Origin of the sequence: Paenibacillus radicis (ex Xue et al. 2023), from assembly GCF_024722015.1 — a bacterium.
GTDB lineage: Bacteria > Bacillota > Bacilli > Paenibacillales > NBRC-103111 > Paenibacillus_S.
The window spans coordinates 1-12,204 of the sequence record NZ_JANQBD010000018.1 but is presented as its reverse complement, the minus strand read 5'-3'; the positions used below and the strand labels follow the sequence as shown (position 1 = coordinate 12,204).

Genomic DNA, 12,204 nt, shown 5'->3' with positions numbered 1-12,204 from the left:
TTGCCCAAGTATCCACAGAAAAAGACCCTCTCATCACTTGAAAGGGTTGGATTTATATATACTCATCGTCATCCAGTTCATAAAAGACGTGACTTTAAGAGATAAAATATCATTAACAATTTGATGAAGTCTGGGAACACCGGTCTTTTTGTACTTGTCACTAATACATTCCCATACTTCTCTGCCCGTCACATGCTCATATCCCAACATCCGAAACTCCTCAGCCTTGCTGTTGCATATATTCTCAATAACCTCATTGAGTTCAATCTCAGATAACTCTACGGCCTCCGTCTCTACATATTCCGACTGGACAGCCCCGTCAAGCTCTGCCTCCGACTCCATAAAAGCATTATCTTCCAGTGCCGAGGCGTTATTCGAATCATCCCCATCTGTTACAAGATCACCCGAGGAGTCCGTTTCATGAATAGACGAGTCCACCACCGTCTGCTTGTCTTGCTCCAACATTTCGAAATCTCTTCTCGCTTCTACCTCTTCCGAAGCATCCATCTTCCGACTCTCATCATCCATCTGCCTTAACCTCCTGCCGAACATCATCCTTAATAAACACATATTCGATACTTTGATGTTATTTCCTTCCTATTCTGAAGGTATTGCTCAAATATTGTGCATGTACTAGGACAGGTCCCGCATATCCATTTAATAGAGCCAATGAATGCTTGTCAAGACAGCTTTCACAAGGAAAGCTCAGCTTATGCTAACGAAGATAGCTTTCCTCTGGAAAGCTCTAAGGAGGAAGAGGAAACCAAGTGACCAAACAATCATTTATAAAAGGTACACTTATATTACTTACGGCAGGCATCATCAACCGCATTCTCGGTTTCATTCCCCGAATGGCGCTGCCCAGAATTATCGGGCCCGAGGGGGTGGGATTATATCAGATGGGCTACCCGTTCATGATTGTCATTCTGACGATCATCACCGGAGGTATCCCTATAGCTGTTGCAAAGCTTGTGGCAGCAGCCGAAACAGAAGGCAATGAATCCAGAGTTAGGCGCATCTTTCGTTTGGCACTAGCCTTCAGCTTCTCTCTTAGCCTCCTCTTTACATTGATCAGCTTGCTGGGCGCCCATTGGATCAGCTCCAATCTTCTCACCGATTCAAGAGTCTATTACACGTTCATCTGTATGACTCCAATTATTTTATTTGTTGGAGTCGGCTCTGTTATCCGCGGATACTTTCAAGGCAAGCAAAATATGATTCCTACTGCTGTCTCCCAGGTTGTGGAAACACTCGTTCGAATCATAACCGTACTTTCGCTTGCTTATGTAATGTTGCCTTACGGGATCGAATATGCAGCTGCAGGGGCTATGACAGGCGTCATGATCGGTGAAGTTTGTGCCCTGCTTGTACTCTATCTGCACTTTAGACGGGATCGAAAAAGGGCGCCTCACACTCCTACTGCCAAGATTGGTTCTGCCCCCATAGTAGGAAGATGGGCTAACCTAAAGCAGCTGCTGAAGCTAGCCATGCCAATTACCGGAAGCAAGCTGGTAGGCTCATTCTCCTATTTCCTTGAATCGATCCTCATCATTCAAAGCTTAGCCGCGGCAGGAATAGCAACATCGTTGGCAACCTCACAATATGGCGCCCTGCAAGGGATGATCATTCCGATATTATTACTACCGAGCGCTCTAACCTATTCTTTGTCTGTTTCTTTAATCCCTTCACTGTCTGAAGCTGCCGCCAGGGGGGATATGAAAACTATTCACATGCGGCTTCATCAGTCGTTAAAGCTCGCATTGGTGACAGGCGCCCCCTTTGCCATGATAATGCTGGTCTTGGCTGAGCCGCTATGTCATTACTTATATGGACAAAGTCAAATCGCATCGATGTTAAAAATGATGGCACCTGTCGCGATGTTCATTTATTTTCAAGCCCCGCTTCAGGCAACACTTCAAGCATTGGATAGGCCGGGCAGCGCATTAGTTAATACTTTAATCGGCTCAGTAGCCAAGCTCACCCTGATCTACATGCTTGCCTCAAAGCCAGAGTTCGGAATCTTGGGTGCCGTTATGGCTATCAATATTAACATCATGCTGGTTACAGCGCTGCATTGGCATAGTGTGGTGAAGCTGCTTCAATTCCGCATGCAAATGCTGGACTTTGCAAAGGTCGGCCTAGGAATGTTGATTTCGGGATGGGCAAGCTATCTCATTATGTATAGCAATTGGCTTCCCAATGATGGTATGCGGTTTTTGATATCATGTTCTACAGGCATTATGCTTTATTTATTTTGCTCAGTTCTGTTAGGCTTGATTGACCGTAACGATCTGCTGCGGGTTCTATGGCTTGGACGGAAAATCATCAAATAATTTACTTTTTGCGATCAATGAACCATCTTCCACGTTGATCATAAGAACAATAGAATACATCCTTGAAATCCTTCACACCTTTAGCCTGCAGCTCGCTTTTCAGCCAAAAACGCGTTTTATCCAATTTCTGCAGGCTATCTTCCTGTACCTTTCCGTCCATAATCATCGGCAAAGGCAAACCTTCGAATTTAATTTTAGACAATTCATCTGATTGCTCAGCACCTTGAGATTCCTTTTGTTTATCTTTTTCTTTATCTTTTTCTTTTTCACTATCTTCCTGTCGTTCAACCTCTTTCTCAACCACGGTCAGCTTACCCGATGACTCCAATATGGCAAATTCAACATTCGCCACATCCATTACTTTACTTTGCCTCAATTGAAGCAGCAGATCATCCAGATTGTAACGCTGACGTTTCATTTCGGCTCGATCCAGCTTGCCATGCTTAATAATAAAGGAGGGTTTACCTTCAAAAATACGGCGAACTTTTTCATTTTTAAGTGAAACAAATGCTATTAGCAGCTGAACGGCCACTAAGGTTAACATCGGCAAGACTCCTGCAAGAATCGGCTTTTCCAAATCCTCAAGTACAAAAACTGCAATTTCCGCAATCATTACAGATATTACAAGATCAAAAACAGACAGCTTCCCGATTTCCCTCTTCCCCATGATGCGCATAGTAAAAAACACAACAAAGTAGACCAATACCGTACGAAAAAAAAGGGCCAGCATATCCATAGTCATCCCTCCCAACTAGATGCCATTAAGGCTCAAATTCCGTTGATAATTATTTTTCTGCTAGTCAATAACTCCTTGAAACCGGCTTTTAAGAGGTATCGGAGGCGAGGTAAGTTTCCAAGGTATTTTGACCTCAACTTGTTAATGTCATGCAATAATGCCTTTTACGAATTGTTGCCAATAAACTGATAATGGGTTATAAATTCATATAACTTTGTCCTAGAAATCACTTCGCTCCTACGGGTTAACCTGTACTAATTTTTTAAACAAGCCCATACAATGGGATTAAAGAACCTATAACTTGCCCTTTTAAAGGCTAGCTCAAATAAACCATATTACTGATTGGAGGTAGAACAGGTATGAAACAATCCCCTATATTCTCCGGTTTAATGTACGCCATGATTTTCATGCTGCTTGGTACACTTATGACATCATTGCTTATGCTCACTACAAATTTGCAAGAAAACTCCTTATTCAGCTATACAATGAGCGTTCATGGAGTTGCTATGTTTGTTGGAGGACTTGTCTCCGGAAAGCGCAGCGGCAGTAAGGGGTGGTATAACGGAGGACTTCTAGGATTGGTCTACACTTTAATTGTTTGGATTATCGGATTTTTAGCCTATGATGCCGGACTATCCTGGCAAACGCTTTACCTCCTGGGTCTATCTTTTATGGCAGGCAGCTTGGGAGGCATGATCGGGGTTAACCTCAAAAAGTAGCTTTCTTGTTTAAAACAAAAAAATGCGAGCTCATCCTTGTGGATGACTCGCATTTTTTGTTTCATGCTACTTCTTCTCTTCTACAGAAACACTGGAAACAGCATTGATCGAGGAACGCTCGAACGTTAGCTTCGTTACATCGTTTACACGAAGAATAATCGTGTCGTCTGTAATTTCAAGAATCGTACCATGCAAACCGCCGATGGTAACGACCTTGTCCCCTTTTTTCAAGTTGTTAAGCATCATACTGCGCGTCTTTTGACGCTTTTGTTGAGGACGGATCAATAAGAAATACAAAACAACAAACATTAAAACCAGTGGACCGTATGTAACTAAATATCCTTCTATTCCTGGAGCTGCTGCAGCTTCTTGAGCCACTAATGACATTGCATATCCCCCCTTTCTTTATACTATACGTTTAAAATCCTTTTCCGTTTTCATCTAGGCCGTATTTTTCAAAAAAATGATCACGGAAATCGAGCAAACTATCATTTTGGATCGCTTGTCGAACCTGACGCATCAATTCCAGCAAGAAATGCAGGTTGTGATACGTTGTCAGACGAATGCCGAACGTTTCATCTGCTTTAAGCAAATGTCTCACGTACGCACGAGAATAATTCTTACATGTGTAACAAGAGCATTCCGCGTCCAACGGTCCAAAGTCTTCAGCATACTTAGCATTACGAATTACAAGTCTTCCGGAGCTGGTCATAACGGTTCCATTGCGAGCAATTCTAGTAGGCAATACGCAATCGAACATATCGATGCCTCGAATAGAACCTTCCAACAGTGCATCCGGAGATCCGACTCCCATTAAATAGCGAGGCTTGTTGGCTGGCATCAGAGGAACCGTATAATCCAAAACTTCATACATTAACGGTTTTGGCTCACCAACGCTCAATCCTCCAATAGCATACCCCGGGAAATCCATGGAAGTCAACTCGATAGCGCTCTGTTTTCGTAAATCTTCGTACATTCCGCCTTGAATGATTGCAAATAATGATTGGTCCTCAGGACGACTGTGGCTTTGCAAGCATCTCTCCGCCCAACGTGTTGTACGCTCAAGCGATTGCTTGGCATAGCTGTGTTCAGCCGGGAATGGCGGACATTCATCGAAGGCCATAATGATATCTGCCCCGAGTGCATTCTGAATCTCGATTGATTTCTCAGGTGAAATAAACAGCTTGTCCCCATTGAGGTGAGAGCGAAAAGCAACTCCTTCCTCGGTAATCTTGCGCATTTCGCTTAATGAGAAAACTTGGAAACCACCGCTATCGGTCAAAATAGGACGGTCCCAATTCATAAATTTATGAAGCCCCCCTGCTTGACGCACAATTTCATGCCCGGGTCGCAAAAATAGATGGTAAGTATTACTCAAAATAATATGAGCATCCATCTGTTTTAATTCTTCCGGACTCATTGTTTTTACGGTTGCCTGAGTTCCAACAGGCATAAAAGCAGGCGTCTCAATTACACCGTGAGGCGTATGTACACGTCCCAGACGCGCACCGGACTGCTTGCAAGTTTTGATTGGTTCATAGGTTACTGCTGGTGCCATAATGATCACTTCTTTCCTACATATACTAATAAATAAACATAGCGTCGCCGAAGCTGAAAAACCGGTATTCTTGCTCTACAGCTTCCCGGTACGCTGCCAATATACGCTCTCTCCCGGCTAAAGCACTGATCAGCATGAGCAAAGTCGACTTGGGCAGATGGAAATTCGTAAGCAATGCGTCGACAACTTGAAAGGTATAGCCCGGATAAATAAATATGCTGGTCCAACCGCTGCAGGCCTGAAGCTGGCCATGAACTTTACTTTCCCGCGCCGCCGTTTCTAATGTTCTGGCCGAGGTTGTCCCGACAGCAACAACTTTGCGTCCATTCGCCTTGGCAATGTTAATTAACATTGCGGTTTCTTCTCCAACTTCATAATACTCCTCATGCATATCATGAGTTTCTACATTTTCTACAGAAACCGGCCGGAATGTACCTAATCCAACATGCAAAGTTACATAAGCTAATTGTATTCCTTTTACAGCTAGTCTATCCAAATATTCCTTTGTAAAATGCAAGCCAGCAGTCGGTGCCGCTGCTGATCCTTCGTGTTTAGCATATACCGTTTGGTAACGCTCACGTTCAGGCAGCTGCTCTTTAATATAGGGAGGGAGCGGCATATGTCCTAATCGGTCAAGGAGCTCGGGAAAAATGCCGTCATAAGAAAAACGCAGCACCCGGTTACCCATTGTACTCTCTTCCTCCACGGTTGCTGTAAGCAATGGGGAAGAAGAGCCGTCCGGATTCATTTCACTCCCAAACGCAATCACAGCTCCAGACCTCAGCCGTTTTCCAGGACGCACGAGCGCCTCCCACCTATCGCCTTCCAGCTGTTTAAGCAGCAAAACCTCGGCTTTGGCACCAGTATCAGCTTTCACGCCAAAAAGCCGGGCTGGCAGTACCCTCGTATCGTTCAACACGAGTACATCCCCGGCTTCCAAATAATCGATAAGGTCTTCAAACTTTTGATGTTTAATAGCTCCATCGGATTTCCCAAGCGTTAACAGTCTTGAGGAAGTCCGATCCTTTAGTGGGGTCTGTGCAATAAGCGACTCCGGTAATTCATAATCAAACCATTCTACCTGCATATTCACGTCATTCCTTGATTATCGAGACTCCATCATAGTAGGTCTGCAATATTTTTTTATAATCATAGCCGAGCTCGGCATAACCCTTGGCACCCCATTGGGACATGCCCAAACCATGACCGAATCCGGTCCCTTTGAAAATAAACTGGGACGGCTGGTCTGTCATTCTTACCTTATTATTCCCGCCCATAACAAAGATCTGAGAGCTGGCTGATTCTTTAGCTTGACCGCTCCCAGCAGCAATTACGACTTTTGGGGAAGATGCTGTCTGCTTGCGTACAGTACCATTCGCTCCTTGTATAGTATAACTGCCTGTTTCCTCAATTTCAAACCGGGTACTAGGCAAATTGTTAAAAAGGGTGCGAAGGGCGTCCGGATAGGCTGGTTTAAGCTCTTGTCCATTAGCCTTCATGCTTGTAACACGACCAGATGCACCACGTGCGGATACCTCCAGTCGCTCCAATGCGCCTCCAATCGGCTGTGCAAGCACCGTGTTGACCTTCTCTTTCAGCTGGTTAGCAGCAAAGGGTCCACGAATCCAAGAATAGGCATTGGATTCCACAGCCTGATCAATCACAATGAACTGATCTCCTATATTTACCTTGAACAAGGCAGGATTAGCTGTATTGTCAACATAAGGGGCGGAACGAACACTAACATCGGTTCCTGTGGCTTCATAATAAACAAGCCCTGCAGCATTTTTTTGACCGGTAGCTTTGGCATAGGACGAATGGATAAATCCTGTTTTTCCATTGGGCAGAATAATTCGGTACCAGATGGCTTTACCTTTTTCCGCTCCATCATCCGGCGTTGCCGCACTCTTTAAATAATCAACCTTATTCCCCCATACCTCGGTCGGGTCGGCTGTCATGCCCCCTGCATTAGAGCTAAATAACGGCGTAATTAGGCCAGCCTTATCGGCAAGCACTTCCCCTTGTGTTGCCGATGTTGCAGCAAGGGCGGAAGCAAATTCAGCGCCGGCGCCTTTGTAAGCCTGATCTAGCGTCGTATCCGTCACATGCGCGATCTGGTATTTAACCCCCTGCTTAAGCGCGTAGGTTCTTGCCGCAACAGCCTGAGCCTTCAGCGCTTCCAACGGCCATTCTTTACTTAATTCCGAGCTAACTACGGAAGTCACATACTGCTCAAAGGGCAGCTCATTGATGACTGCAAGCTTCCCGTTCAATCTCGACAGCTCTACCAAGCCACGATAAGTCCGCTCCGACCGTTCCAACACCTTAACCGTTTCAGTAGGCTTAGGCGAAACAAGAAGCTTCGCATTGGTGCCGCCAAGCAGCACACGTTCGATCGTGCCTGCCGCCGTATTGTCCGGCGCATCATCAAGCTCCGTGCGCTTCAGCACATAAGACGCTGCTGCATCGACAGGCTGCAGCACAACAGCCGGCAGCGCAGCATTCAGCTGCTGCTTGGCTGCGGAAAGCTCAGCGGCATCGGAAGCTGCCGCCACCATAACCGCGTATGCGGGCAAACCCGCCGCTACGTCCAAAATCGCTACATCCGCGTCAATACCGGCCTGCCCGATAGCAGCAGCTTGCTGCTGCGCCTCCGCTTCCGCTGCGTATACGCCAGCGTTCAAGTGCAGAGGGCCGGTTACTGCGGATGCATAGCCCTTGACCACGCTGCCGACTGCCGGCAGCGCGACCAGCTTCGTGAGCGCAGCTGAAGCAGCCTCCTTCGAAGCATAAGGCCCTACGCTGACTTGGTAAGCGACCTTGCCCTGCTTCGTTCTTTTGACCAATGCCGCATCAACGTTCGCGTCACCGAGCTTCTGTGCGAGTGCCTTAACCTGCGTGGCATCCCCGCTCTCCCACAGCAGGACACGATGAGTGTCAAGGGAAGCCTTGACGCTCGCCTTATCCGCTGTAGAGAATGCCGGCTTGGCGCCAGCAGATGAGCGAAAGGCCAGGTCCAGCCCTTTGTCGGAAGAAAGCGTGACAGATGGCGTATTGGCGGTATATTTGCCTGTATCCAGAAATAAAGCAACTCGTATCGAGTCAAGCTTAGGTACGACTGCCGCGTAAGCTGTGTTAATAGGCCCACCCACCGGAGGTATCAGACCAGCAGCAGCTCCAAACGTTGTTATACAGCTGACAATCAACCAGCTTTTTAATGAAACCGGTCGTTTGCACAGCTTGCTTATATTTAATGAAGGCAGATGCTTTCTCATGTTCTACAGCATTCCTTTCTCAAGTTGGTTAATCCGCACCATGCTGCCGCAAACAGCTAACATAATACGAAAAATGTTAACGGCTCTCAGGTACCGGCAGCCCCAGATGACTATATGCTGTGTGCGTGGCCATCCTCCCTCTTGGAGTACGCTGCAAAAAACCAATTTGAAGCAAGTAAGGCTCATACACATCTTCGATCGTCTGACTTTCTTCCCCGATTGTAGCCGCAATAGTATCCAGGCCGACAGGTCCCCCTTGAAAGCTCTGGATAATGGCTCGAAGCATTTTATGATCGATTTCATCAAGACCTAAATTGTCGATCTGAATGCTTAATAATGCCGCCTTGGCGATATCCAAGGTAATAATACCGTCTCCTTTAACCTGTGCAAAATCCCGCACCCGCTTTAACAAACGGTTAGCAATACGTGGCGTTCCTCTTGATCGCATGCCCACTTCTCTAGCAGCTTCCCCAACGATCTGAACCTGCAAAATGTCCGCTGTCCGGCTAACGATATAGGTCAGCTCGTCAACCGTGTAATATTCCAATCGGCTTATTACACCAAAACGGTCGCGAAGCGGAGCCGATAATAAACCTGCACGTGTCGTCGCTCCAACCAACGTAAATTTAGGCAGATCAAGACGGACCGAGCGAGCGCTTGGTCCCTTACCAATAATGATATCAAGCGCGTAATCCTCCATCGCCGGATACAGGACTTCCTCCACAGTACGATGCAGACGATGAATTTCATCGATAAATAGAACATCGCCCTCCTGCAAATTGGTTAATATCGCTGCCAGATCTCCCGGCCGTTCGATTGCCGGACCAGATGTGGTGCGCATATTAACTCCCAATTCATTGGCTATAATGTTGGATAAAGTTGTCTTTCCCAGTCCCGGCGGGCCATACAGCAGGACGTGATCAAGCGCTTCCTTGCGCATCTTGGCAGCTTCTATATAAACCTTAAGGTTTTCTTTAGCTTGCGATTGACCGATATATTCAGCCAAATAGCGCGGGCGGAGGCTGAGCTCCATCGTCTGCTCCTCCATCATCAGATGGGCCGAAATGATGCGGTCGTCTTCCATGGTGTTCCGATCTCCTTCCTAAGCATTATTTCGTGGATTGCTGATACAACGCCTGGAGCGCCAGCTTCATTACGACATCCACAGCTTCGCCCCCCTGCAGCTTGGGCTTGATTGCGTGCCCTGCACCATCTGCTTCTGCCTCCGTATAGCCAAGCGCCAGCAGTGCTGCCTTCGCTTCGCTCCATGCCCCGCTGCCTTGCGGCACTGTAAATAGATCTCCGCCGCCAGTAAATGCAGACAGAGAGCTCGCTTCCGTTGGGATACCGCCCAGCTTGTCCTTCAAATCCAATATCATTCGCTGCGCTGTCTTGCGTCCGATTCCCGGAAGCTTGATCAAGAAGCTGATATTTTCCTGTTGTATAGCGGCAGCAATAACTTCAGGGCGGCCACCGGCCAAAATGCCTATCGCTACCTTAGGACCGATACCGTTAACCTCAAGCAGCATCCGGAATAAAGACTGCTCCTCCCGTGTCTGAAAACCGAATAGGAGGTGCGCATCCTCCCGCACCTGATAATGGATAAACAACGTCGTTTCTTCTCCGTCTTTGGTCTGTACGGCATAAGGATTCGCGCAAAAAACCCGATAGCCGACCCCACGTACATCCAAAACAACATATTCAGTTTCTCTATGTGCAACTAACCCTCTTAAATAGTCTATCATCGCTTATGTACCTCGTCTATTTTCTGCTGCATCGTGCAGGAATGGGCATGACATATAGCCACTGCCAGGGCATCCGCCACATCATCGGGCTTAGGTACCGCAGATAAATGCAGAAACATCCGAACCATTTCCTGCACCTGCTTTTTCTCAGCCTTCCCATAGCCAACAATCGCCTGCTTCACTTGCAGAGGTGTATATTCTCCAATCATTAATCCTTTCTGTATGGCGGCGAGAATCAGTACTCCTCTTGCTTGAGAGACAGCCATAGCTGTCGTTACATTGCGGTTGAAAAAAAGCTTCTCAATTCCTATTGCATCAGGCTTATAAGTATCAATGAGCTGCACCATCGAATCGTAAACCATCTTCAATCGCACAGCACTGTCCGTATGAGCCTCCGTCTGTATACAGCCGTACTGCACCGGGACTAACCGGCTTCCCTGCTTATCTATCAATCCGAAACCGACTATAGCAATTCCGGGATCAATTCCCATAATCCGCAACACTTACACACTCCCATCATCCCCAAAAGCGAACATATGTGTTCACTTGCCCATTATATCAGAAATTACCACTTCTGAACACAGTCCCAAAAGGCACAAAATACTTCGAGCCACTTCCCAAAAAACGCAAAAAAACGAACCCGCCAGCTCTTGCAAGCGAGTTCGTTCCACTTTTAAATGACTAATTTAATAATTGTTCCATTTCCTCAACGGCAAAATCAGCAAAAGTAGAAAGCACACTGTTGTATTCTGTCAGGTTATTAACAGGTATACCGCGGTACAATTGCTTCACTGTCTCATGAGGCAAGCTACTCTCCAAATACTGTATATTGAGCTGAAAAAAAGTACGAATGACCTGCTTGTCCTCCGGAACACCTTCAAATAGCGACAAATTACCGCCAGCATCCAGACCAAAATAAGCATTTTTTTTGCATTGCGGTGACAGATCCTCAATTTTTTCGTTAAAGATTACACCACCAGCATTATTCAATCTGACAGATAAATTTGGATGTTCCTTATGATATTGTAAAATTTGCTGTGCATTCATCATACCGAGCATTTGTACTTCTTCGCCGCATACATATGTTTTTTGTGAATAGGCTTCACGCTGTCCACTCATTTGCTTCATCATCGCCCGCACTTCTTCCTCTGGCTGCACCCCGTCAATTTGATGAGTAAATACTTCTTCTGTTGTTCTCATGCCTACGTCTATGGAATGGGAGCTGTCTTGTCTCAATAACACAAAAGCTATTGAACCAAGCCCCACCAGTAATAAAACTGCCGCCAAATTCAACCATCGACGCTTCCAACGCAGCTTTTTTTTCAATTTGCCCAGCAAGCTGAAAAGCATCTTCCGTATCCCCTTTTATGTCAGATAGTATTCTTACTATTTTTCCCATGGATACGTATGTTTATACCGAATTACTATTCACCCCTCAAGGAAGCAGCCATTCAATTATGAAAAGCCATGAATACCCTGGTCATATTCCGTGTACATAACTTCATCACCTACTTCGCACCTAAACGGTGGTGGCACTTCCAGATTCCAAGCCCCTGTTCTTCCCATAATCCATTAGTTTGAAGCATAGTTGAAGCATTAGCGGAAGTAATCATTCCGTTATGATGAGAAAAGCACAACAAACAGAGAGATAACGGAACAACCTCTTCCGGTATCTCTCTGTTTGTGTTCAATATGTCCCTACTCGCTCCAAATAGTCGAGTAGGCGGGGCCTCTCCTTCTCTTGGATTGCGCCCCTTACCCCTCACAGATCCGTACGTGCGCTATTAACGCATACGGCTCTTCACTTCACCATTACAGGTCGACTGACGAACAGGTTC

General features: G+C 46.3%; 12 protein-coding genes. 2 read left to right on the top strand and 10 right to left on the bottom strand.

Features of this window, described 5'->3' with window-relative positions; all coding sequences use genetic code 11:
• Window positions 1-33 precede the first annotated feature (33 nt).
• Entirely contained in the window at window positions 34-528 is a 495-nt protein-coding gene (locus NV381_RS38260) for a post-transcriptional regulator (protein WP_308862170.1), read from the bottom strand.
• A 239-nt stretch (window positions 529-767) separates the two neighbouring features.
• On the opposite strand from NV381_RS38260, the gene spoVB reads away from it, so the two are divergent.
• Window positions 768-2,333 carry a stage V sporulation protein B gene (gene spoVB / locus NV381_RS23105; RefSeq protein ID WP_258215653.1) on the top strand — a complete coding sequence of 522 codons (1,566 nt, stop codon included), beginning with the start codon at window positions 768-770 and terminating at the stop codon, window positions 2,331-2,333.
• A gap of 1 nt (window position 2,334) precedes the next feature.
• Here the strand turns inward: spoVB and NV381_RS23100 are convergent, their stop codons facing one another.
• Window positions 2,335-3,069 carry a DUF421 domain-containing protein gene (locus NV381_RS23100; RefSeq protein WP_258215652.1) on the bottom strand — a complete coding sequence of 245 codons (735 nt, stop codon included), beginning with the start codon at window positions 3,067-3,069 and terminating at the stop codon, window positions 2,335-2,337.
• 359 nt (window positions 3,070-3,428) lie between these two features.
• On the opposite strand from NV381_RS23100, the gene NV381_RS23095 reads away from it, so the two are divergent.
• On the top strand, window positions 3,429-3,788 hold the full coding sequence (locus tag NV381_RS23095; protein ID WP_258215651.1) for a TIGR04086 family membrane protein: 360 nt from the start codon (window positions 3,429-3,431) through the stop codon (window positions 3,786-3,788).
• 66 nt (window positions 3,789-3,854) lie between these two features.
• Here NV381_RS23095 and yajC read toward each other — a convergent pair whose 3' ends face one another.
• From yajC to NV381_RS23055, 8 genes are all read right to left on the bottom strand, one after another.
• Complete coding sequence (gene yajC / locus NV381_RS23090) at window positions 3,855-4,175, bottom strand: preprotein translocase subunit YajC (protein WP_258215650.1); 321 nt, start codon at window positions 4,173-4,175, stop codon at window positions 3,855-3,857.
• 31 nt (window positions 4,176-4,206) lie between these two features.
• Complete coding sequence (tgt, locus tag NV381_RS23085) at window positions 4,207-5,346, bottom strand: tRNA guanosine(34) transglycosylase Tgt (protein ID WP_258215649.1); 1,140 nt, start codon at window positions 5,344-5,346, stop codon at window positions 4,207-4,209.
• Between the two features lie 25 nt (window positions 5,347-5,371).
• Complete coding sequence (queA, locus tag NV381_RS23080) at window positions 5,372-6,433, bottom strand: tRNA preQ1(34) S-adenosylmethionine ribosyltransferase-isomerase QueA (RefSeq protein ID WP_258215648.1); 1,062 nt, start codon at window positions 6,431-6,433, stop codon at window positions 5,372-5,374.
• Between the two features lie 7 nt (window positions 6,434-6,440).
• Window positions 6,441-8,621, bottom strand: a complete 2,181-nt coding sequence (locus tag NV381_RS23075) for a SpoIID/LytB domain-containing protein (protein ID WP_258215647.1) — start codon at window positions 8,619-8,621, stop codon at window positions 6,441-6,443.
• Between the two features lie 76 nt (window positions 8,622-8,697).
• The gene (gene ruvB / locus NV381_RS23070; protein WP_258215646.1) at window positions 8,698-9,705 is read right to left on the bottom strand and encodes a Holliday junction branch migration DNA helicase RuvB; all 1,008 of its coding nucleotides are present in this window, start codon (window positions 9,703-9,705) and stop codon (window positions 8,698-8,700) included.
• 25 nt (window positions 9,706-9,730) lie between these two features.
• Window positions 9,731-10,366, bottom strand: a complete 636-nt coding sequence (gene ruvA / locus NV381_RS23065) for a Holliday junction branch migration protein RuvA (protein ID WP_258215645.1) — start codon at window positions 10,364-10,366, stop codon at window positions 9,731-9,733.
• On the bottom strand, window positions 10,363-10,866 hold the full coding sequence (gene ruvC, locus NV381_RS23060) for a crossover junction endodeoxyribonuclease RuvC (RefSeq protein WP_258215802.1): 504 nt from the start codon (window positions 10,864-10,866) through the stop codon (window positions 10,363-10,365). The genes ruvA and ruvC overlap by 4 nt, the downstream gene beginning before the upstream one ends.
• Before the next feature lie 181 nt (window positions 10,867-11,047).
• On the bottom strand, window positions 11,048-11,704 hold the full coding sequence (locus NV381_RS23055; protein WP_258215644.1) for a BofC C-terminal domain-containing protein: 657 nt from the start codon (window positions 11,702-11,704) through the stop codon (window positions 11,048-11,050).
• Window positions 11,705-12,204: the final 500 nt, after the last annotated feature.